Raw genomic sequence first — 22206 nt, 5'->3', positions numbered from 1 at the left:
ATTTGAAGAACCAATGGATCACCTCGTTGAAGGGGAATGTGTTCGTGAAAATGGAAGGCAGGCTGATCGAGAGCGTAATCAATCAATTGCTGCGTTCAGATATATCCATTTGGAATGTAAAAAGGGCAGGGACTGATACGATTACGTTTTATATAGCCTTAGAGGATGTACATAACTTCAGGAGAGCGGTAAGGTCATCAGGGTGCAAAGTGACATTCCTCAGGGGGCAGGGAGGGCCGTTCCTTTTGAAACGGGCGTTCAAAAATTCCGGTTTTCTCCTCGGCGGCCTATCATTCCTCATCATTGTCATGCTGTTGTCTAATATGGTTTGGGGTATCCAGATCAAGGGTGCGACTCCTGAAACTGAACATCACATCCGAAAGGAACTCACAGCGATGGGGGTCAAGACCGGTAAACTCCAATTCTCAATTCCCGATGTTGAAAATATTCAGCGGGAACTATCCTCAAGAATGGACAATATTACATGGGTGGGTGTCGAGTTAAGAGGGACAACCTTTCACTTCCAGGTCGTTGAAAAAAATGCACCTGAACAAGTTGAATCCACGGGTCTGCAGCATATAGTCGCAAAGAAAAAAGCGATCATCGTCGATATGTTTGTGGAAGAAGGGGATCCGCAGGTTAAGGTGAATGATTACGTTCAGAAGGGACAACTCCTCGTCTCTGGAGTGATCGGAAATGAAGATAAGTCAAAAGGCGTTCCTGCAAAAGCAAAAATAATGGGGGAGACCTGGTATAAAACCTCGGTAGAACTTCCAATGAAAACGGATTTCGTTGTGTTCAGCGGGAACGAGAAAAGAAAGCATTATATCGAAATCGGTTCTTTAAGAATCCCCATTTGGGGTTTTGGGAAACCTGAGTTTAAAGAAGCAGTAACAGAAGAGATGGAGAAGCCAGTCAAATTCCTGAAATGGGAGCTGCCGGTTTCCTACATCGATCAGAGTATGAAAGAAAAGGAGCAAGTTGAAAGATCTTATACAAGGGAGCAGGCCGTCAAGGAAGCAAAAGAACTGGCCAGAAACAATCTGGAATCAAACCTGCCTGATGAAGCAGAAATAATCGGTGAAAAAATTTTGCAAGAACAGGTGGAGAATGGTAAAGTTAAGGTAAATCTTCACTTTAAAGTAGTAGAAAATATTGCTGAAGGACAACCAATTATCCAAGGAGACTAATGAATGTCAGATGATATCTTAATGAAATTACAGCTGGAAAATCCAAACGAAGCAATCGCTTTATTTGGGGTTTCAGATTCTCACCTTAAAATAATCGAACAAGAGTTAGGCGTTTCAATTGTAACAAGAGGCGAAGAGTTGCTGGTTTCAGGGAAAGAAGAACAAGCCGGGCTGGCCCTTGAAATTTGCGACGTTTTAGTGAGTGTCATCAAGAAAGGCATCAATATAAGCCAGCGCGATGTCCTCCACGCCGTTCAAATGGGCAAGAACGGCACATTGGAGTATTTCATCGACTTGTATAATGAAGAAATCACGAAGAATGCCAAAGGGAAATCGATCCGAGTGAAAACCCTCGGCCAAAGACAATATATACATGCCATACGCAAACATGATATGGTTTTCGGCATCGGACCCGCGGGTACGGGAAAAACGTATCTTGCCGTCGTCATGGCAGTCCATGCACTGAAAACCGGACAGGTAAAGAAAATCATCCTTACAAGGCCGGCGGTTGAAGCGGGTGAAAGCCTGGGCTTCCTTCCAGGGGACTTAAAAGAAAAGGTTGACCCGTATCTGCGGCCGCTGTATGATGCCTTGCATGACGTATTGGGCGCAGAGCATACGGCGCGGCTCATCGAAAGAGGAACAATCGAAATCGCTCCGCTTGCGTATATGAGAGGGCGGACCCTGGACGATGCATTTGTCATCCTGGATGAGGCCCAGAACACGACGCAGGCACAAATGAAAATGTTCTTGACGCGTCTTGGGTTCGATTCAAAAATGATCATCACCGGAGACCGCTCACAGGTAGATCTGCCTAGGGGCGTACAGTCAGGTCTTGTCTCTTCTGAAAGGATACTGAAAGACGTAAAAGGCGTTTCATTCATCTATCTGGAACAGGCAGACGTAGTAAGGCATCCCCTGGTCGCTAAAATCATTGACGCTTTCGAAAAAAATGAATAATGTTTTCGTAAAGATTGACCGTACCTGGTTAAAGGGAGGTCAATCTTTTTTTATCACATGCTGCAAGCTTTTCCATGATTGGAATAGATAAATAAGTTAAAAACTGTTATGATTTTACATATTAGAAGAATGCTATACATCGTAGATCAAACCTGATCCGTTAGATTACAGGGGGTACTTTATGCAGACGCACCCATTATTACATAAAATAAGAAAGTTTTTGAGTTACCGCTTATTCACAAATTTAATGTTCATTCTGCTCGGACTCATCGTGTTTGGCATCCTCTACGGCAACGTAAAGCCCAAGCCGCTCGATATCAGTCTTTACGAGGAAGCCCCGTCCACCATCAGGGCGCCTAAGACCCTTGAAGATAAAGAAGCCACTGAAAAGAAAAAAGAGGACGCTGCCGCCCAGATTGAAAAAGTCTACAGCGCGAAGGAGGGGGCTGTTGATAATGCAGTCACGCTGGTGAGTTCATTGATCGACAGTGTGCTAGATGTAAAAGGTGAATTCAAAGAAGTTTCTCCGGAAGAGGAGGCGGCCAATCCTAAAAACTCTCAAATCAACAAGCAGATCGAAGAGTTGAAGAAGCGTCTTCCCGACCGCAATGATAACCTTGTAACAAAATCATTGACCGATAAGATATTGGAGTCTCTGTTGTCTGCGTCTGATACAGAATTGGAAAGAGTGGAATCCATCGTTACGACACAGCTGCAGGTCATCATGCAGGATAAAGTGAAGGAAGAAGAATTGAAAGAGGCAAGGGTCAATTTGGAGCAGCGGATAAAGAATTTTACGTTTTCAGGGACTTTATCCGATGCTGCTGTTGCTCTCGGGAATGTTGCAATAGAACCGACCGAGTATTACGACGAGGAAAAAACAGAACAGCTGAAAAAACAGGCGGTAAAGGAAGTCCAGCCAGTGAAAGTCATCGATGGTGAAGTCATTGTAGAAGAGGGAGATTTGGTCACCCCGGCTATCTATGATACATTGAATGACTTTGGCATGGTAGAAGAGGATTTTTCTTTAAAGCCGATCATCGGACTTATTCTGTTCATTGTTGTGATCATAAGTTCGTTATATTATTTCTTTTACACACTCGAAGTAAAGGAAGAACAGAAACAGAACTACTTGATTTTAACGAGTATCGTGTTTGTCATATCCCTGCTAATCATGAAAATCACCGGATTGTTGAAGCAGCTTGAGATCAATGATATTGCATTCTTATTCCCGGCGGCATTTACGGGGATGATTCTCCGTATCCTCCTGAATGAGCGCATTGCGATGATGATGGTATTTATCATTGCTGCATGTGCGAGTATCGTTTTCAATGAGGAATTTTCCGGTTCCATCGATATCCAGGTTGCGATTTATACGTTGTTCAGCGGTGTCGCAGGAATCATGACGCTCATCAGCCGGAATCAGCGAACCAATGTGCTTCGCGCAGGTATTTATGTTGCATTCGTAAATATTTTGATCATTGCCTTCCTGGTCCTTTTGAGTGATGTGTCTTATACGAGTACCGAATACATTTATTATCTTGTGTTCGCATTGGTATCCGGAATCGGCTCCTCCATCCTGACCATTGGATTCCTTCCGTTTTTTGAAACCGGATTCGGGATCTTGTCTTCCATGCGGCTGGTTGAGCTTTCGAGTCCGAATCAGCCGTTATTAAAGAAGTTGTTGACAGAAGCCCCGGGTACCTATCATCATAGTGTAATGGTTGCCAATCTGGCTGAATCTGCCTGTGAAGCCATAGGGGCGAATGGACTTCTTGCAAGGGTCGGATGTTATTACCATGACGTCGGTAAATCGAAGCGTCCCCATTTCTTTATTGAAAATCAGATGAATATAGAGAACCCGCATGATCGGATGACACCTGAGACAAGCAGGACAATTATCATCGATCATGCCACAGACGGTGCAGACATGCTGAGGAAACACAAGCTTCCGAAAGAAATCATCGATATTGCAGAACAGCATCACGGAACCACGCTGCTGAAATATTTTTATTATAAGGCGAAGGAACAGGGGAAAGATGTAAGTGAAGAAGAATATAGATACCCAGGTCCCAAGCCTCAAACAAAAGAGACTGCAATCATCAATATCGCAGACAGTGTCGAAGCTGCCGTCCGTTCCAAAACATCCCCGACCCAGGAGGAAATCAGGAACCTTGTGGCAGCAATCGTTAAAGACCGCTTGAATGACGGTCAATTCAATGAGTGCGATCTTTCGTTAAAAGAACTTGAAAAGGTTAAAAAGTCCTTATGTGAGACGTTGAACGGCATTTACCATCCAAGAATTGAATACCCTGAACTTAAGGATAAAGGAGAAGAATAAAGAATGACATTATCAATCGACTTTATAGATGAGACCGGACAATTATCAGATAAAGAGACCGGAATGATCAACGGGATACTGAATTTTGCAGCCGGCAAAGAGGAAGTGGAAGAGGGCAGTGAGGTTTCTGTGACCTTCGTTTCGAATGAAAGGATCCAAGAAATCAACCGCGAATACCGCGATAAAGATCAGCCGACAGATGTAATTTCTTTTGCACTGGAAGAAATGGGTGAAGATGAAATTGAAATAGTAGGAGCGGATATCCCGAGAGTACTCGGTGATATCATCATTTCTGTCGAAAGGGCGAAAGAGCAGGCAGAAGAATACAATCATTCTTTTTCGCGGGAGCTTGGGTTCCTGGCACTCCATGGTTTCCTTCATTTATTGGGGTATGATCATATGGATGAGCAGGATGAAAAAGTAATGTTCCAAAGACAAAAGGACATCCTTAATGACTACGGGCTCCCAAGAGAGTAAATTCGGGCTTAAACGTCTCCGGAAATCGTTTGGCCACGCCTGGCAGGGAATCAGATTTGTATGGTCATCGGAACAGAATTTCAGGATCCATACAGCAGCTGCAGCCGTTGCAGTCGCCCTGGGGGTGATGTTATCAATTTCAGTAACCGAGTGGATCATCGTCATTTTACTCATTTCTGGAATGATGGCGCTTGAAACGATGAATACCGCAATCGAAAAAGCGGTCGACCTCGTCACTCCCGAGTATCACCCGCTCGCCAAAATTTCCAAAGACGCCGCAGCGGCCGCTGTTCTTTTGTACGCAATCGGTGCCTTCATCATAGGATGCATCATTTTCATCCCGAAAATTTTATCGTAATCAATGCTTTATCGATTGAAAAGAGGCTGCACGGAGAGTTTTTCTTCGTACAAGCCTCTTTTTAATTTGAAAACGCTCTTATTGTTGTATAGAATAAGTTAAGCGCGCATACACAAGGTGCCCGTAAATAGTTTGAATTATCTAACTATTTTATTACAAAATGATAACAGCCCATTTTCTTTTATGAAAATTATAGTAAAATGAAATATGTAAGGGTCAAAAGGAGAGTTAATCGAATGAATAAAGAACAATTAATCCAAGAAGCAAAAGCCGCACGCGAAAAAGCATACGTACCATATAGCAAATTCCAGGTCGGTGCAGCTCTTCTTACGAAAGATGGAAAAGTATATCACGGATGCAACATTGAAAATGCAGCATACAGTATGTGTAATTGTGCAGAAAGAACGGCACTCTTCAAAGCTTACTCAGAAGGCGATAAAGAATTTTCCATGATTGCAGTAGTCGCTGATACGGCAAGGCCGGTACCGCCGTGCGGGGCATGCCGTCAGGTAATTTCCGAGCTTTGTTCGAAGGATATGAGAGTGGTATTGACGAATCTCAAGGGCGATGTTGAAGAATTATCCGTTGCAGAGTTATTGCCGGGAGCATTTTCTCCGGAGGATTTACATGAATAATACAGATAACGCAGCATATAAATCAGGGTTCATTTCGATCATAGGACGTCCCAATGTAGGTAAATCAACGTTTCTGAATCGGGTCATCGGTCAGAAAATCGCCATCATGAGTGACAAACCGCAGACTACACGCAATAAAGTTCAAGGTGTTCTGACAACTGATCAATCACAAATGATTTTCATCGATACCCCGGGGATCCACAAGCCCAAACATAAGCTGGGGGATTTCATGATGAAGATCGCCCAAAACACATTGAAAGAAGTAGACATCATCCTCTTTATGGTGAATGTGGAAGAAGGGCTGGGAAAAGGAGATCAATTCATTATTGAGAAGCTGAAAGGGGTCAAAACCCCGGTATTCCTGATTCTCAATAAAATCGATCAGATCCATCCTGATGAGCTGCTGCCCATCATCCAGAAGTACAATGAACTGTATCCTTTTGCAGCAACTGTACCGATTTCAGCGCTTGAAGGCAATAATGTGGAACATCTCCTTGAATTGATTCAGGAGAACCTTCCCGAAGGTCCGCAATTTTACCCGGCAGACCAGATTACCGACCACCCTGAACGCTTTATCGTTTCGGAATTGATCCGGGAAAAAGTACTTCATTTAACGAGGGAAGAAATCCCGCACAGTATAGCAGTCGTCATTGATAAAATGGAAAGAAAAGACGACAAGAATCTCATTGATGTACTCGCTACGATCATAGTGGAAAGGGATTCGCAGAAAGGGATCATCATAGGAAAGCAGGGGTCGATGCTGAAGGAAGTAGGGAAGCGCTCCCGCATGGATATCGAAAATCTGCTTGGTTCCAAAGTGTATCTGGAATTATGGGTGAAAGTCCAAAAAGATTGGAGAAACCGTGCGTCAAATCTACGCGATTATGGTTTCAATGATGATGAATATTGATCTTCCCGTTCTAAGAATGTCAAGCGAACAGAATTAACAATATTTAGTGCACATGCTTTGCTAAAAAGATGCTAAATCTAATCACAAGAAAGCTTTGAAGTCTTGCTAGTTTAAATCCAGAAAGGTGGGTTTTTGATGTTAGACTTAACTTGGAAAGTGTTTTCGCAAACAGGCAATATCGACACATATTTACTTTTTAAGGAGCTTGAAAAAGAAAGAGTGGACCAACCATTTCAACTGGAAGAAGAAGTGTCGGAGGTCGACTTTCCCCTAACGTAATAGGTTGTCATCACCCAAGCGTGAATCCGGGAGGTGGCCAACATTCTGCAGAAGTGTGAAGGAATTGTAATCAGAACGAACCATTATGGTGAGTCAAATAAGATCGTTACCATATACACCAGGGAATTCGGGAAAATCGGATTGATGGCACGTGGCGCAAAAAAGTCCAACAGCCGTCTTTCCGCTATTTCCCAATTGTTTACATATGGGTATTTCTTATTCATTAAAGGCAGTGGGCTGGGGACCCTTCAGCAAGGTGAAATTGCTGAATCACTGAGGCATGTGAGAGAGGACTTGTTCAAGACGGCATATGCCACTTATATCGTGGATCTCCTCGATAAAAGTACAGAAGACAGAAAGCCCAACCCCTTTCTGTTTGAATTGCTGTATAAGGTGCTTCAGTACCTAAATGAAGATTACGACCCCGAGATATTGATGTATATTTTTGAAATGAAGATGCTCCCTGTCCTGGGGCTGCATCCGTACTTGGATGGTTGTTCAGTCTGTGGTGAAGCCGAAGGGACATTCGGTTTTTCATTCAAGGAAAATGGCTTTATCTGCCACCGATGTGTCGGGAAGGACCCGCACCATCTGCCTTTATCACAAAGTACCGTAAAATTACTGAGGCTGTTTTATTATTTTGATATCACCAGGTTGGGAAATATCTCGGTTAAAGATGAAACAAAAGCTCAGCTCAAACGGGTAATCAGGACTTATTACGACGAAAATTCAGGGCTTACATTAAAATCCAGGAGATTCCTTGATCAAATGGATAACCTTAAGGACTTATTCTAGTTTTTAAAGCATATTGTGATTTTTGCCGGCTCTTTGATTAGGGCCGGTTTTTTATTATGTTTTTTTGATTGAGGGGATGTTCGTTTCGTAAGGAGGGTACTTCGAAGTATTTTTCGAAAAATCGGCAGTTCGCTCATAAATTCTGGATTTCGCCCATATATCCGGAATTTGGCTCATAAAATATTATTTCGCCCATAAAGACTTGAAGAAACCTATTGTGGTATTGGCGATCTTCTAACGGTCATACTTCCATTTCACTCAAAAGCAGACATAACATAAAAAGCGTCCAAAAGGATAGCCTCTTGGACGCTTTTTAACCAAATTAAAACTTGATTTTCTCCATCAAGAAGGATTTTACTTCACTGATCGGCATTCTGACCTGATCCATCGTGTCACGGTCGCGGACTGTGACTTGACCGTCTTCGACTGAGTCAAAATCGAATGTGATGCAGAACGGTGTACCGATTTCATCCTGGCGGCGGTAGCGTTTACCGATGGATGCCGTTTCGTCAAAATCGATCATCAAGTCATTTGACAATTCTTCATACACTTTGAACGCTTCGTCGGAAAGCTTCTTCGATAAAGGCAGTACCGCCGCTTTGAACGGGGCGAGTGCCGGATGGAATCGAAGGACTGTTCTCGAATCATTTTCCAATTCCTCTTCTTCATATGCATCACATAGAAAGGCAAGGGTCACACGGTCGGCTCCAAGGGATGGCTCGATGCAGTATGGGACATATTTTTCATTCGTCTGAGGGTCCATGTAATGAAAATCTTCATTGGAATGTTCCATATGACGCTTAAGATCAAAGTCCGTTCTGTCTGCAACTCCCCAAAGTTCCCCCCAGCCGAACGGGAATTTGTATTCGATATCCGTTGTCGCATTACTGTAATGGGAAAGCTCTTCTTTATCATGATCGCGCAGGCGCATGTTTTCTTCATTCATTCCCAGGTTGAGCAGCCAGTTCTTACAGAATTCACGCCAGTAAGAGAACCACTCCAAGTCTTCGCCTGGTTTACAGAAGAATTCAAGTTCCATTTGTTCAAATTCACGGGTCCTGAATGTAAAGTTACCTGGAGTGATTTCATTTCTAAAGCTTTTTCCCACTTGTGCAATACCGAATGGCATTTTTTTACGCATGGAGCGCTGGACATTTTTGAAGTTTACAAAGATACCCTGAGCTGTTTCGGGGCGCAGGTAAATTTCATTTGTAGACGACTCTGTTACACCCTGGTGTGTCTTGAACATTAAATCGAATTGACGGATTTCCGTGAAATTTTCACTTCCGCAATCCGGGCACTTAATATTGTGTTCTTTAATGATTTCTTCCATTTTATCGAATGGAAGGCCGTCAACGATCATTTCGATGCCTTTCTCTTCAAGTGCATTTTCAATGATTTTATCCGCCCGGTGACGTGTCTTGCATTCCTTACAGTCGATCATCGGATCGTTGAAGTTACCGACGTGTCCGGATGCTACCCAAGTTTGAGGGTTCATCAGGATGCTTGCGTCAAGTCCGACATTGTATGGGGATTCCTGTACGAATTTTTTCCACCATGCTTTTTTGATGTTGTTTTTAAGTTCTACACCAAGTGGTCCGTAATCCCATGTATTTGCAAGGCCTCCGTAGATTTCGGATCCCGGGAATACAAATCCGCGGTGTTTTGCTAAATTTACTACTTGTTCCATTGACATATAAGTCACTCCTTTTTGTCATTCTTGAAAAAATTGTTGAGCAAAATAAAAAAAGCTCGTCCCTAGGCTTAGCCTAGGGACGAGCTTGTAACTCGCGGTTCCACCCTAGTTGATATACGTTGCTTCCGTATACCCACTTTAGATTAGATCAGCTCAGGACTGCCGTTTCCCTGCTTTCCGGGCTTTCACCATCCCCGGTCGCTTTAGATCGCAAGTACTTATGTATCCGTCTCAGCATCTATAAGGTTGTAAGATGAAGATATTTTATCATGACGGCGTTGAAATAACAACTCCTACCGCTGCAAAGATAAAACATTTGATGTTTTTGTTGAAAAAAGATACTCTTTGATAATATGCATAGTGTTGTCACGAAGAGAAGACAATATACTCTTTTCATTTTCTGTAAATAGTATATAATATTTATTATAAAGTATGACATTAATCGTTTGTTCGTTAGGTGGTGAGTAACAATCGAACTAAATAAAAGGCAAGAACATATTTTGCAGATCGTTAAAGACAATGGACCGATTACCGGGGAACAGATCGCCGACCAGTTAAACCTTACCAGAGCAACGCTCAGACCCGACCTCGCTATTCTGACTATGGCGGGTTATTTGGATGCCAGGCCGCGTGTCGGCTATTTTTACACAGGTAAAACGGGTACTCAGCTCTTGACAGAAAACCTGAATAAAATTTATGTTAAAGACTATCAATCCATTCCCGTCGTAGTGAATGAGAATGTGTCGGTTTATGATGCCATTGTTACAATGTTCCTGGAGGACGTAGGGACTTTATTTGTGGTGGATGCTAATACATATCTTGTTGGTGTATTATCCAGGAAGGATCTCCTGCGTGCAAGTATTGGGAAGCAAGAACTCAGCACATTGCCGGTGAATATCATAATGACGAGGATGCCCAATATCACGACTTGTGAAAAAGACGATTTGTTGATTTCGGTGGCAAAGGATCTCATTCATAAACAGATTGATTCAGTACCGGTAGTGAAGAAAACAGAAAACGGGGACATGGAAGTCACCGGAAGGGTCACGAAGACCAACATTACAAAAGCATTTGTTGCACTTGCAGAAGAAGAGTAGAAGGTGGTGAACGATCGTGAAAGAACCGATTATTTATGTTGTTTCCGACTCGGTGGGTGAGACTGCTGAATTAGTAACTAAAGCGGCCATTAGTCAATTTAATGGTTCCAATACGGTCATCAAACGCTTTCCGTATATTGAGGACTTTGAAAATATCGATGAAGTCATTTCCCTTGCGAAACTGAATCAGGGACTGATTGTCTATACGCTTGTAAAGCCGGACATGAGGGCCTATATTAAAGAGCAGGCTGAAAAAGAAGAGCTTTACGCTTTTGATATCATCGGTCCCTTGATGGATACGTACCAGACCATTTATGAAAAAGAACCCTTATTCGAACCTGGTACAGTAAGAAAGCTTGATGATGATTATTTCAAAAAAGTGGAAGCGATCGAGTTTGCTGTGAAATATGATGATGGCAGAGATCCAAGAGGCATCCTTAAAGCGGATATCGTCCTTGTCGGGGTATCAAGAACAAGCAAGACCCCTCTTTCCCAGTATCTTGCGCATAAGCGGTTCAAGGTGGCGAATGTCCCGCTGGTCCCCGAAGTGGATCCTCCTGAAGAACTCTTCAAGGTTTCACCGAAGAAGTGTTTTGGTTTGAAGATTTCTCCTCAGAAGCTCAATACGATCAGGAGAGAACGGCTTAAATCACTCGGCCTCAATGATGAGGCGAGTTATGCGAATATCAGGCGCATAGAAGAAGAGCTCACTTACTTCGAAAAGATTTCAGAAAGAATGGGCTGTCATGTAATCGATGTGACCAACAAAGCAGTGGAAGAAACAGCCAATATCATCACAAACATCTACCAGCGAATAAATAATTAATAATGGAACGATCCTGGCCCATTTATGGTGAGGATCGTTCTTTACTTTTGTGAAAAAAAACCATAAAATTCTTTCGGGTAAATTAGTGGTCAAACTTGTCCGATTGTACTATAATAAAAAATTGTGATAAAAATATTTAAAATAGGTTTAGACTAAACTCTTAAGGAATAAACTAATTATTGTGATATGTCAAGCCTCATCTCGATTTTTTTCGATATTCTACCTGAATTCCCGGGAAAAGTTCCTGAGGAGAGAAGGATAATGCGGAGTGATGTAGAATAGTTAGTAATAGCAAACTAAAATCTACAGTTTTTGTAGACGCCGATGCTTGCCCGGTTAAACAGGAAGTCATCCGGATTTCCGGTATTTTTGGTTTTGAAGTGGTTTTTGTTGCTTCCCATGCCCATAGGAAGAATAGCCCTGATGAAGGGACATGGGTTTACGTGGACAGTGAAAAAGAAGCAGCAGATCTTTATATCATGAACCATGTCCGGACAGATGATATCCTGGTGACACAGGATATTGGACTCGCAAGCTTGGTGCTTCCGAAAAAAGTTTACGTCCTATCCCCCAGGGGAAAGGTTTACAGAGAAGAGAGCATAGTGACTGCGCTTGATTACCGTTATGTGGCAGCGAAGGAAAGAAGGAAAGGGAATTATGGTAAAGGGCCAAAGCCTTTTACGGATGATGACCGGAAAGAATTTTCTGCGCAGTTCGAGAAAATTTTGTCGAAGGTTGCAGGAGAATGATTATTCTTACCGAATGCATAAAGAGGGAAATGAAAACCAGGTGATATATAGTGTCTGAGAGAATCCCTGAAGAAACAATAAATAAGATTTTATCCTCTACGGATATCGTAGATGTTGTCAGTGATTATGTACAGCTCAAGAAGCAGGGCCGTAATTATTTCGGCCTGTGTCCTTTTCACGGGGAAAACACACCATCCTTCTCTGTAGCGCCAGACAAACAAATATTTCATTGTTTCGGCTGCGGGGCAGGAGGAAATGCCTTTACATTCCTGATGGACGTCGACGGCCTGTCATTCGTTGAAGCGGCACGGAAGCTTGGAAGCAAGATCGGGGAAGAAATTTCTGTCCCGACGGCTTCAGGTGAACAGGAAGCGCCGCCTCGGGAAGATGAAAAGCAAATGCTTCAGGCTCATGAGCTGTTAAGTAAATTTTACCATCATCTCCTCTTAAATACAAAGGAGGGGCAGGAAGCTCTTGAATATTTACTTTCAAGGGGGTTTACGACCGAGAGTATCAGCAAGTTCCAGATTGGATGGTCCTTGCCGAGCTGGGATTTCACAGTCAAATTCCTGCAAAAGAGAGGGTACTCGCTCGATTTGATGGAAGCGGCCGGATTATTGGTCAGAAGGGAAAAAGACCAATCATTCCTCGATCGCTTCAGGGGAAGGATCATGTTCCCCATTACCAATCCAAAAGGGAAAGTCGTAGGGTTTTCAGGCAGGAGCCTTCATTCTGATGATGAGCCTAAATACTTGAATAGCCCTGAAACAAAGATTTTCAATAAGAGCCGTATTCTTTATAACTTTCATGAATCAAGGACGATCATTAGAAGAAAGCAGCAAGTCATCCTTTTCGAAGGATTTGCAGACGTGATCTCCGCCAATGGTGCTTCTGTCGAAAATGGTGTAGCCACAATGGGGACATCACTGACTGAAGGACAGATTGGATTGATCAAGCGGCTGACAGACTCAGTTGTCATATGCTACGACGGTGATTCAGCCGGTGTGGAAGCTGCATTCAGGGCAGGTAACCTGCTCCTGAAGCACCAGTTATCCATACGGGTGGCGATGATACCTGAACGTCTGGACCCTGATGACTACATTTCAAAGTATGGCAAAGAAAAGTTTCAACAGGATGTAATAGGGGCCAGTTTGACGTTTATGGCATTTAAGCTTAGGTATTATAAGCTGAATAAAAATTTGAATGATGAAGGAGACCGCCTTCAGTATATAGAAGACATACTTAAGGAGATCATCCATCTTACGAACGCAGTCGAAAAGGACTATTACCTAAGGTACCTGGCAGAAGAATTCGATGTTTCTTTAGAAGCCCTCCAGCAGCAGCTTGCTGAGATCGGCGGCGCGTTGAAGGAGAATTCAAAGCCTGTCAAAAAGGCTCCGGCACCAAAGCCATATCGTCCGCATGTGCAGACAAAACTCCTGCCTGCATATCAGACTGCAGAAAGACGTCTCATTGCCTATATGCTTAAAGATCCCAATATAGCCTTTAAGGTTCAGGACTGGCTTGACGGCACCCACCTTAATATTGATGAGCATCAAGCCATTATTACTTATTTATTCGGTTATTATGAGGAAGGGATGCCTCCTGGTACCAGTTCTTTCATAGGATTTCTGCCAGATGAACGGTTGAGGAGGATTGTCACAGAGATTGAAATGATGTCCATCAGCGATGAATGCTCGGATCAAGAGCTGCTGGATTATGTGCAGTCCGTCTTAAAACATCAAAAGATGTTGAAGATAAAAGAAAAGGAATCCGAAAGAAAAGAAGCACAGAGACAAAATGATTACCGCAAAGAAGCTCAAATAGCAATGGAAATCTTACAGCTGCGTAAGTCTTTATAAAGTATTGTTCAAGGAAGTTGGAAGGAGGGGAACAAATGGCTGAAAAGTCCGCGCGTTCCAAACAAATAGCGTCTGAATTATCTGTTGATCAGGTGAAAGAATTTTTAGTAAACCAAGGAAAGAAAAGAGGCGTCCTTACTTACGAGGATATTGCTGATAAGCTGTCCGGATTTGAATTAGACTCAGATCAAATGGATGAATTCTACGATCACTTAGGTGAGCAGGGTGTAGAAATCATCAATGAAAATGAAGAAGATGACGATCCGGGTGCCAATGAACTTGAGAAAGAAGAAGAGGAAGAATTCAACTTAAATGATTTAAGTGTTCCTCCGGGAGTTAAGATAAATGATCCCGTCAGAATGTATCTGAAGGAAATCGGAAGAGTCGATCTCCTGTCGGCAGAAGAAGAAATCAATCTTGCGAAAAGAATCGAAGATGGTGATGAAGAAGCCAAGCGGCGTCTCGCAGAAGCGAACCTCCGTCTTGTCGTGAGCATCGCCAAGAGATATGTAGGACGCGGTATGCTTTTCCTGGACCTGATTCAAGAAGGTAATATGGGTCTGATTAAAGCAGTAGAGAAATTTGATTACCGTAAAGGGTATAAATTCAGTACTTATGCCACTTGGTGGATCCGTCAGGCAATCACCCGTGCCATTGCAGACCAAGCCAGGACGATCCGTATACCGGTTCATATGGTTGAAACGATCAATAAATTAATCCGTGTCCAAAGACAATTGCTTCAGGACCTCGGCCGTGAACCGTCACCAGAGGAAATTGCTGAAGAAATGGATCTGACTCCTGAAAAAGTCAGGGAAATTTTAAAGATTGCACAAGAACCTGTTTCACTTGAAACTCCGATTGGTGAAGAAGATGACTCACACCTTGGAGATTTCATTGAAGATGCAGAAGCTCAGTCACCTTCTGAGCATGCAGCTTACGAATTGCTTAAGGAACAATTGGAAGATGTTCTTGATACCCTTACCGACCGTGAAGAAAACGTTCTTCGTTTACGTTTCGGCCTTGATGACGGAAGAACACGCACACTCGAGGAAGTTGGAAAGGTATTCGGTGTCACACGGGAACGTATTCGTCAAATCGAAGCGAAGGCACTTCGTAAATTGCGCCATCCAAGCCGCAGTAAACGATTGAAGGACTTCCTGGAATAGAATCCTGAACCTCTACCATGTAAATGGTAGAGGTTTTTTGAGATTTAAAAGGAATTTTCCTGACATGTGACGAATAAAACAAAAAGGTCAATTTACAGAAAGAGAGTTCACTATGTCAAAATCTAAAAACGGCAGAGAAGCTGTGATTATCAATGAAATCAAGTTTTGGAAGCAGAATAATATGCTTCCCGATCAATACTGCGACTATTTGTTGGCACTTTATACAAATGGCAGCGAACATATTCCAGGATCCACTGAGAACAAAGGGACAAGGAATCTTCACATCATAGCCATTATCATTTCAGTGTCCATCATATCAATTTCATTATTTGTCATTTATTTTACTGAATTGTCAGTCGTTTTGCAAACAGCGATTTTGACAGGTTTTGTCGTATTATTATTTGGAATACGAAATTATTATACTAAGAAAAAAATCTCGTCTTCATTTATTCGTATTGCAGCAGCGTTCCTCCTCCTGCTTATTTCATTGGACATTACGGAACCCTTGTTTGGTGATTCCCCATACATGACCTATGCAGTATTGTTTTTGAACTGTTTTTTGTGGGTGGGATGGGGATTGAAGAGAAAGCTGCATTATTTCACTTTGTCTGGCGCATTGGGCATGCTCATCTTGCTAATCTCTATATTACAATAACTTCTGAATTTTTAAAAGTTTTTTAAAGTTGAGAAAATTCACCATTCCCTTTTATAATAGGAATGAGAGCGCATTCATAGAAATATTGATAGGCTTGCGCGATTAACAGCCTGAGCCAAAACAGGCTTTCATTCATCAAGTAAATACAAGGGGGATAAGGATGAATTTTGACTTAACGCAAGAACAGGCAATGATTAAAAAAACGATCCGTGAATTCGCTGAGGAGGAAGTCGCTCCAGGTGCACTGGACAGGGACAGGACTAAAGAATTTCCAAAAGAAATCTTTAAAAAACTTTCTGATTTGGGAATGATGGGCCTTCCGTTTCCCGAGGAATATGGAGGTGCCGGTGCAGACACGGTCAGCTTTGCGATTGTGACGGAAGAATTGAGCAGGGCTTGTGCATCTACCGGAATCACATATTCCGCGCATATTTCATTAGGCGGCGCTCCGATCAATCTGTTCGGGACTCATGAACAAAAGGAAAAATATCTTACTCCGATATGTACAGGGGAATCATTCGGAGCCTTCGGATTGACGGAACCCAATGCTGGATCCGATGCAGGCGGGACTCAAACCACTGCAGAGGATAAAGGGGATAAATGGGTGATCAACGGCAATAAATGTTATATTACCAATGCAAGCTATGCTGACCACCTGGCGCTGACTGCAATCACAGGCAGGGAAAACGGCAGGAAAGAGATAAGTGCGATCATCGCGCCTACCAAGGCAAAGGGCTTCACTGTGATTGACAACTATGAGAAAATGGGGCTGCATTCTTCCAATACGACTGAATTGGTCCTGGAGGATGTAGAAGTTCCAAAAGAAAACCTTCTTGGTAAGCGCGGGGAAGGATTCAAACAATTCCTCGTCACACTTGATGGCGGCCGCATCGGTATAGGTGCAATGGCTGTAGGGGTGGCCCAGGCCGCATTTGAGAAAGCATTGCAATATTCCAAGGAAAGAAAACAGTTCGGCAAGACCCTTTCCGAGTTTCAGGTCACTCAGTTTAAACTCGCAGATATGGCCATGAAAATCGAACTTGCCCGCAATATGGTCCACAAAGCTGCATGGCTGAAGGATCAAGGAAGACCTTTCTCTAAAGAAGCCTCCATGTGTAAACTGTATGCCTCAGAAATCAGCATGGAAGTAGCGGATGAAGCAATCCAGATACATGGTGGATACGGCTACATGAAAGAATATCACGTTGAAAGGTATTTGCGTGATGCCAAGCTGCTCGAAATCGGTGAAGGAACATCCGAAGTCCAGCGCATGGTCATCTCCCGCCTGATCGGGGTTAATAACTAACCAACATAACAATAACAAAGAGCTGTAGGCTGGCTAACCGCACCTGCAGCTCTTTGTTTTAATAGTTGATTTTATTTTCAAGAAGACTGTTTGTCGGTAAGATGAATGAGATAGTTTTGTTATTCATAGCTTCCAGTTGCTGATTTGAGTGCAGGACGAAGGCTCCTATAAGAAAAGCAGCAGGCTTGGCCCAGAAGCTTATGAAATGTGCCTCTAAGTCCTGTAGCTGGACAGCGTGCCACCATGAATAAGAAAGGGAGGCTCACCAAGCGCCCGCGGAAAGTAAAGTCCTGCACGGAAACCAACAGCGGCAATTCAAATAGTAAGGATAAGAAAAACAAACAAATGTGTCTAATTTGTGAGAAAGATGGAAAAGTTAATCTATAGGACTTTTCCTTTGTCCCTTTTTAAAGTAAAATATAAGGTGTTTACTAGCACTATTTTGGATGTTGTACATAAAGGAGGTTAAATCATGAATCGTAATCCAATCATTCCATTCATTCTGATCATGGCTATGGGGATCGGCCTTGTATTCTTCATGTCTCTTGAAGGCCTGAACAATGCTGATGAAAAAGCGAAAGAAGCGGAACACGGCGAAAAAGCAGGCGGAGAAGGCGAACAGGCTTCAAGCGGCGAATTCGACCCGGAACAAGCATACAAGGACAACTGTCTGTCTTGTCACGGTGGAAACTATGAAGGCGGCATGGGTCCTGCCCTTAAAGGAACGGACAAGTCTGTTGATGAGATTAAAACAATCATCAAGAACGGTAAGTCTCCGATGCCGGCTGGCCTGATTGCAGACGAAAATCTCGATGCAATGGCTGAGTGGGTCAAATCACTTAAATAATGTATACGCTTAAAAGGTTCTTTGTCTCTTGGGGCAAAGGACTTTTTTTATGGAAGAAAGTCAGATAGAATGTAAAACGTACATACTAAGTATCAAATCAAAATAAAAAGGTGAAGTCATGAATATCGAACAATTATCCAAACGTTTAGAAACGGTCGTTTCATATATACCGGAAGGGTCCAGAATTGCTGATATCGGATCGGATCACGCTTATCTTCCCTGTTTTGCAGTGAGAAAAGGAATAGCCGAATCGGCCATAGCAGGCGAAGTCGTGAAAGGGCCGTATTTGTCAGCAGAGAAGCAGGTGAAAGATGCCTGCCTCGACGATAAAATCGAGGTCAGGCTTGGCAATGGACTTGAAGTCGTAGCACCGGGGGAAGTGGATTGCATCACGATAGCAGGGATGGGCGGAGCTCTTATCGCTTCTATATTGGAAGAGGGAAAAGAGAAGCTTGCCTCTGTGAAAAGGTTGATCCTTCAGCCGAATGTCAGTGCCAAATCGATACGGGTGTGGCTTCTCCAAAACGGCTGGGAGCTGACGGCCGAAGAAATAATCGAGGAAGACGGCAAGGTGTATGAAATACTGACTGCCGACAAGGGCGAACCTGAACGTCCATACTCATTGGACGAACGCCAAAAAGAACTCCTGCTCGGTCCTTTCTTAATGCAGGAACGAAATGATGCGTTCAGTAAGAAATGGACACAGGAGAGTGCACAGTGGAAAAATATACTGGCCAACATGGAAAAGGCAGAGCAAACACATGCATTGAATGAAAGAAAAGCTGAATTAATGCACAAAATTCAAATGGTTGAGGAGGCTCTTTCCAAATGAAAACGGTAAACGGACACGAAATCATTCAACTCTTTGAAGAGTTCTCACCGAAACATCTGGCAGAAGAGGGTGACCCGATCGGTCTGCAGATAGGGAAGCTGAATGAAAAAGTGGAAAATGTCATGATTACCTTGGATGTACTTGAGAATGTCGTGGATGAAGCGATTAAAAATAATGTCAAATTGATCATTGCCCATCACCCGCCATTGTTCAGGCCGCTTAAGTCCCTCCATACCGACACCTATCAAGGGAGAAGGATTGAAAAGTTGATCAAACATGATATTGCTGTCTATGCAGCCCACACGAACCTGGATGTGGCTTCCGGAGGGGTTAACGATCTTCTGGCAGATGCCCTTGGCCTTCAAGAAACGACTGTTTTGCTTCCAACCCATTCTGAACAACTAAGAAAGCTTGTTGTGTATGTTCCGAAGGAGAACAGTGAAGAGCTGAGGAATGCATTGGGCAAAGCAGGTGCCGGTCACATCGGGAATTACTCACACTGCAGCTTTTCGACGGAAGGAACGGGCAGGTTTTTGCCTGGTGAAGAAACAGATCCCCATATTGGCCAGAAGGGGAAACTTGAAGAGGTCCGTGAAGAAAAGATCGAAACGATCTACCCCAGCTCACTTGAAAAAAAGGTTCTGAAAGCAATGTTCACCCACCATCCGTACGAAGAAGTGGCCTATGATATTTATTCCCTTGAAAATAAGGGAGAAGCCACCGGGCTTGGAAGGATAGGAAAGCTCCAGGAGGAAGTGCCACTGAAACAATTTGCCGCGGCCGTTAAGGAAACCTTCGGCATGGACGGAATCAGGGTCATCGGGGATATGGAAGCGAAAGTGAGAAAAGTCGCCGTTCTGGGTGGTGACGGGAATAAATTCATTTCTGCGGCCAAGCGGCAGGGCGCAGATGCATTTGTTTCAGGTGATATTTACTATCACACTGCCCATGATGCCATGATGATGGGGCTGAATGTCGTGGATGCCGGCCATCACATTGAGAAGGTCATGAAGGATGGGGTTGCGGAGTATTTAGCGAAAAAATGTGCAGAAAAAGGATATATCGTAAATATTTTTGCCTCAAAGGCAAATACGAACCCATTTACATTCATGTAATTCCAATAGAAATCCCCCCGGCATAATTGCCGGGGGGATTTCTGCTATTTTAGCTTAGCTTTGATTTCTTTACCTTTGGAAGAATTTTATTCAACGGGACACTATTTTCCCTTGTCCAGGTCGTTTCATCTTCCGGATCAAACGCCTGAAGAAATTTGATGACTTCTTTTACGATTGGCGTAGGAGTTGAAGCCCCTGCTGTGACCGCTGCAACTTTTGCCTGCTTGATCCATTCGATATCGAGCTCGCTGATATCTGAAATCCTGTAGGCCGGCGTTCCGGCAATTTCTTTGGATACCTGAGCGAGACGGTTTGAGTTATTGCTTTTGGGATCACCGACGACGATCAGCACATCTGCATCGCCTGCCTGTTCCGCTACCGCTTCCTGCCGCACCTGGGTTGCAAGGCAGATTTCCTTATGCAGTTCAACGTGCGGGAACATCTCTTTCACTTTATCCATTGTGTCAAGAACATCCCATTGGCTCATGGTCGTCTGATTCGTCACAATGATTTTGTCATTCTCTATGGTCAATTTTTCTACATCTTCAACTGTCTCCACTAAGTGGACGATATCGGGAGCGACCCCTACAGCACCTTCGGGTTCGGGGTGCCCCTTCTTGCCGATGTAGATGACATCATATCCTTCAGCTTGTTTGGCCCGGATGAGGTCATGTGTCTTCGTTACGTCCGGACAGGTGGCATCAAGTGTGACAAGACCTTTTTTCCTTGCGATTTCCTTCACTTCAGGTGAGACTCCGTGCGCGGTGAAGATGACCGTCCCTTCATTTACCTGTTCGATGATTTCTTTTCGGTTTTTTCCGTCGAGCGTAATGATGCCTTCTTCTTCAAATGCATCAGTGACGTGTTTATTGTGGACGATCATCCCCAGTATATAAATCGGACGAGGCAGCGATTTGTCGAGAGCGGCGTTTCTTGCAATGACCATTGCATCAACAACACCATAGCAATAGCCCCTCGGAGTTATCTTAATAATATCCATCTATGAAAATCCTCCTACTTTGAGAAAAGGTTGTGATTCTATTATAAAGGAGAATGGATATTCTGACAAAGAGAAGGGGGGGCAGTTTTTCAAGACAAAAGAAAAATCCCTGCAAACAGGCATGCCTGAGGGATTGGGTATTATATATATAATTTGGGCTTCGAGCTTCCTTGTGAATGTTTTTCCTTTGGAAGATGATCACCCGATCCTTCTGCTGATTCCGTTTTTTTCTTCGTTTTTTTCTTTTTCTTCTTTAACGGTTTTTCATCTGATTCCTTTAAACCGTCTTTCTCATCAGCTTCTTCTTTAGGGCCGTCTCCTGAAGAAGCGTCGTCTGCCGAAAAGTCCTTGATTCCCCGGTAAAGCTTCCAAAGTGCCGGTATATTCTTCACCATGGGTCCGTACTGTGAAATCATCGGGCCGAATTGCTGAGCTGCATTCAGGACCTGCTGAGTATTTGTGAGAAAAGAGGTGATAATCCCTGGATTAAGCAGGCTGCCGATTGTTGATGCGCCAGCTGCCCCTGCTGCCGGACTGCGTTCAAATCCCGAAGCTGCTCCTGCTGAATCCCCCCTGCTGAATTGCTGAAGGATATTTCCCTGTGCCTGGCCCTGGCCATTGTTTCGATCACCTTTTTTTAATAACTTCGACAGGAGTCCACCTCCGCGCCCTTTTCTCGGCCCACCTCCGCCCCCATTTCTCGGTCTACCACCTATACCCTGCATGTTCATTGGCGGCCGTCCCTGCTGGCCCATGAATCCATTCATTGGCGGACCCATCTGAAAGGGAGATGGCTGGGCGTTTCCCATTCCGAAAGGGTTCTGATTTCTCATTTCACGCTGCTGGCCGAACGGTCTTCTTCCCATGCCCCGGGGCATCATTCCGAAAGGGCTGCCCTGCTGCTGGTTCTGCCTTCTCATTCGTAATCTAGGCGGCATGCTGCCTGCCTCCTTTCGCTGAAAATACTTTATATCATTATAGAGTATGCAAGTTGCGTGAAAAGGGGATAGAATCAAATTGAGCGAATCTCTGAAAGTGTAACTAGATGTTTTAGGAAAAGTTTATTATAATGATTAGATGTTCTTTAAAATATAACGACGACTACTTACG

22 protein-coding genes are annotated in these 22206 nt (G+C 43.6%); 19 read left to right on the top strand and 3 right to left on the bottom strand.

Annotation, left to right across the window (positions count from 1 at the left end):
* The first annotated feature begins 2 nt into the window (after positions 1-2).
* The 9 genes from yqfD to recO all read left to right on the top strand — a co-directional run bounded on the left by yqfD (position 3) and on the right by recO (position 7945).
* Positions 3-1190: a sporulation protein YqfD gene (yqfD, locus tag AS034_RS05725; RefSeq protein WP_058297813.1), complete on the top strand. Its 1188-nt coding sequence runs from the start codon at positions 3-5 to the stop codon at positions 1188-1190.
* Between the two features lie 3 nt (positions 1191-1193).
* On the top strand, positions 1194-2150 hold the full coding sequence (locus tag AS034_RS05720) for a PhoH family protein (RefSeq protein WP_058297812.1): 957 nt from the start codon (positions 1194-1196) through the stop codon (positions 2148-2150).
* 181 nt (positions 2151-2331) lie between these two features.
* Positions 2332-4491 (top strand): HD family phosphohydrolase, encoded by a 2160-nt coding sequence (locus AS034_RS05715; RefSeq protein ID WP_058297811.1) that lies wholly within the window; start codon positions 2332-2334, stop codon positions 4489-4491.
* Positions 4492-4494: 3 nt separating this feature from the next.
* Positions 4495-4968, top strand: coding sequence for an rRNA maturation RNase YbeY (gene ybeY / locus AS034_RS05710; protein ID WP_058297810.1), 474 nt, complete (start codon positions 4495-4497; stop codon positions 4966-4968).
* Positions 4943-5326: a diacylglycerol kinase family protein gene (locus tag AS034_RS05705; RefSeq protein WP_032087611.1), complete on the top strand. Its 384-nt coding sequence runs from the start codon at positions 4943-4945 to the stop codon at positions 5324-5326. The genes ybeY and AS034_RS05705 overlap by 26 nt, the downstream gene beginning before the upstream one ends.
* A gap of 200 nt (positions 5327-5526) precedes the next feature.
* Complete coding sequence (locus AS034_RS05700; RefSeq protein WP_074439957.1) at positions 5527-5961, top strand: cytidine deaminase; 435 nt, start codon at positions 5527-5529, stop codon at positions 5959-5961.
* Positions 5954-6871, top strand: a complete 918-nt coding sequence (gene era / locus AS034_RS05695) for a GTPase Era (protein WP_058297809.1) — start codon at positions 5954-5956, stop codon at positions 6869-6871. Before AS034_RS05700 ends, era begins: the two co-directional genes overlap by 8 nt.
* A 135-nt stretch (positions 6872-7006) precedes the next feature.
* Positions 7007-7150, top strand: coding sequence for a YqzL family protein (locus tag AS034_RS22260; RefSeq protein WP_064564275.1), 144 nt, complete (start codon positions 7007-7009; stop codon positions 7148-7150).
* 42 nt (positions 7151-7192) lie between these two features.
* Complete coding sequence (recO, locus tag AS034_RS05690; RefSeq protein ID WP_032087665.1) at positions 7193-7945, top strand: DNA repair protein RecO; 753 nt, start codon at positions 7193-7195, stop codon at positions 7943-7945.
* 322 nt (positions 7946-8267) lie between these two features.
* Here recO and AS034_RS05685 read toward each other — a convergent pair whose 3' ends face one another.
* Complete coding sequence (locus AS034_RS05685) at positions 8268-9641, bottom strand: glycine--tRNA ligase (RefSeq protein ID WP_032087614.1); 1374 nt, start codon at positions 9639-9641, stop codon at positions 8268-8270.
* 470 nt (positions 9642-10111) lie between these two features.
* Between AS034_RS05685 and AS034_RS05680 the strand changes: the two genes are divergently transcribed.
* From AS034_RS05680 to AS034_RS05635, 10 genes are all read left to right on the top strand, one after another.
* Positions 10112-10738, top strand: a complete 627-nt coding sequence (locus tag AS034_RS05680; protein WP_032087615.1) for a transcriptional regulator CcpN — start codon at positions 10112-10114, stop codon at positions 10736-10738.
* 13 nt (positions 10739-10751) lie between these two features.
* Complete coding sequence (locus tag AS034_RS05675) at positions 10752-11564, top strand: pyruvate, water dikinase regulatory protein (protein WP_032087616.1); 813 nt, start codon at positions 10752-10754, stop codon at positions 11562-11564.
* 278 nt (positions 11565-11842) lie between these two features.
* On the top strand, positions 11843-12313 hold the full coding sequence (locus AS034_RS05670) for a YaiI/YqxD family protein (RefSeq protein WP_074439956.1): 471 nt from the start codon (positions 11843-11845) through the stop codon (positions 12311-12313).
* A gap of 50 nt (positions 12314-12363) precedes the next feature.
* A complete protein-coding gene (dnaG, locus tag AS034_RS05665; RefSeq protein ID WP_032087618.1) occupies positions 12364-14175 on the top strand; it encodes a DNA primase in 1812 nt (603 codons plus the stop codon).
* A gap of 35 nt (positions 14176-14210) precedes the next feature.
* Positions 14211-15341, top strand: coding sequence for an RNA polymerase sigma factor RpoD (rpoD, locus tag AS034_RS05660; RefSeq protein ID WP_032087619.1), 1131 nt, complete (start codon positions 14211-14213; stop codon positions 15339-15341).
* A gap of 112 nt (positions 15342-15453) precedes the next feature.
* A complete protein-coding gene (locus tag AS034_RS05655) occupies positions 15454-15996 on the top strand; it encodes a hypothetical protein (RefSeq protein ID WP_058297808.1) in 543 nt (180 codons plus the stop codon).
* Positions 15997-16156: 160 nt separating this feature from the next.
* Positions 16157-17302 carry an acyl-CoA dehydrogenase family protein gene (locus AS034_RS05650; protein WP_032087621.1) on the top strand — a complete coding sequence of 382 codons (1146 nt, stop codon included), beginning with the start codon at positions 16157-16159 and terminating at the stop codon, positions 17300-17302.
* Between the two features lie 472 nt (positions 17303-17774).
* Entirely contained in the window at positions 17775-18149 is a 375-nt protein-coding gene (gene cccA, locus AS034_RS05645) for a cytochrome c550 (protein ID WP_032087622.1), read from the top strand.
* Between the two features lie 118 nt (positions 18150-18267).
* The gene (locus AS034_RS05640; protein ID WP_058297807.1) at positions 18268-18981 is read left to right on the top strand and encodes a tRNA (adenine(22)-N(1))-methyltransferase; all 714 of its coding nucleotides are present in this window, start codon (positions 18268-18270) and stop codon (positions 18979-18981) included.
* Positions 18978-20096, top strand: a complete 1119-nt coding sequence (locus AS034_RS05635; RefSeq protein ID WP_058297806.1) for a Nif3-like dinuclear metal center hexameric protein — start codon at positions 18978-18980, stop codon at positions 20094-20096. The genes AS034_RS05640 and AS034_RS05635 overlap by 4 nt, the downstream gene beginning before the upstream one ends.
* 49 nt (positions 20097-20145) lie before the next feature.
* On the opposite strand, the gene AS034_RS05630 is transcribed toward AS034_RS05635, so the two are convergent.
* The gene (locus tag AS034_RS05630; protein WP_058297805.1) at positions 20146-21096 is read right to left on the bottom strand and encodes a 4-hydroxy-3-methylbut-2-enyl diphosphate reductase; all 951 of its coding nucleotides are present in this window, start codon (positions 21094-21096) and stop codon (positions 20146-20148) included.
* A gap of 140 nt (positions 21097-21236) precedes the next feature.
* Positions 21237-22034 (bottom strand): VrrA/YqfQ family protein, encoded by a 798-nt coding sequence (gene vrrA, locus AS034_RS05625; RefSeq protein ID WP_082641632.1) that lies wholly within the window; start codon positions 22032-22034, stop codon positions 21237-21239.
* Positions 22035-22206: the final 172 nt, after the last annotated feature.

The organism is [Bacillus] enclensis (assembly GCF_001456935.1).
Classification (GTDB): Bacteria; Bacillota; Bacilli; order Bacillales; family Bacillaceae_B; genus Rossellomorea; species Rossellomorea enclensis.
Note: the sequence above shows the minus strand (reverse complement) of the source record. Positions and strands in the feature narration are given on the sequence as shown.

What these genes read in the sequence shown, in the direction of transcription:
- AS034_RS05650 (WP_032087621.1), top strand. Translation starts at nt 16,157, where the DNA reads ATGAATTTTGACTTAACGCAAGAACAGGCAATGATTAAAAAAACGATC.
- AS034_RS05685 (WP_032087614.1), bottom strand. Translation starts at nt 9,641, where the DNA reads ATGTCAATGGAACAAGTAGTAAATTTAGCAAAACACCGCGGATTTGTA.
- AS034_RS05720 (WP_058297812.1), top strand. Translation starts at nt 1,194, where the DNA reads ATGTCAGATGATATCTTAATGAAATTACAGCTGGAAAATCCAAACGAA.
- AS034_RS05655 (WP_058297808.1), top strand. Translation starts at nt 15,454, where the DNA reads ATGTCAAAATCTAAAAACGGCAGAGAAGCTGTGATTATCAATGAAATC.
- AS034_RS05705 (WP_032087611.1), top strand. Translation starts at nt 4,943, where the DNA reads ATGACTACGGGCTCCCAAGAGAGTAAATTCGGGCTTAAACGTCTCCGG.
- era (WP_058297809.1), top strand. Translation starts at nt 5,954, where the DNA reads ATGAATAATACAGATAACGCAGCATATAAATCAGGGTTCATTTCGATC.
- AS034_RS05640 (WP_058297807.1), top strand. Translation starts at nt 18,268, where the DNA reads ATGAATATCGAACAATTATCCAAACGTTTAGAAACGGTCGTTTCATAT.
- vrrA (WP_082641632.1), bottom strand. Translation starts at nt 22,034, where the DNA reads ATGCCGCCTAGATTACGAATGAGAAGGCAGAACCAGCAGCAGGGCAGC.
- AS034_RS05715 (WP_058297811.1), top strand. Translation starts at nt 2,332, where the DNA reads ATGCAGACGCACCCATTATTACATAAAATAAGAAAGTTTTTGAGTTAC.
- AS034_RS05630 (WP_058297805.1), bottom strand. Translation starts at nt 21,096, where the DNA reads ATGGATATTATTAAGATAACTCCGAGGGGCTATTGCTATGGTGTTGTT.
- ybeY (WP_058297810.1), top strand. Translation starts at nt 4,495, where the DNA reads ATGACATTATCAATCGACTTTATAGATGAGACCGGACAATTATCAGAT.
- AS034_RS05635 (WP_058297806.1), top strand. Translation starts at nt 18,978, where the DNA reads ATGAAAACGGTAAACGGACACGAAATCATTCAACTCTTTGAAGAGTTC.
- rpoD (WP_032087619.1), top strand. Translation starts at nt 14,211, where the DNA reads ATGGCTGAAAAGTCCGCGCGTTCCAAACAAATAGCGTCTGAATTATCT.
- AS034_RS22260 (WP_064564275.1), top strand. Translation starts at nt 7,007, where the DNA reads ATGTTAGACTTAACTTGGAAAGTGTTTTCGCAAACAGGCAATATCGAC.
- AS034_RS05700 (WP_074439957.1), top strand. Translation starts at nt 5,527, where the DNA reads ATGAAATATGTAAGGGTCAAAAGGAGAGTTAATCGAATGAATAAAGAA.
- cccA (WP_032087622.1), top strand. Translation starts at nt 17,775, where the DNA reads ATGAATCGTAATCCAATCATTCCATTCATTCTGATCATGGCTATGGGG.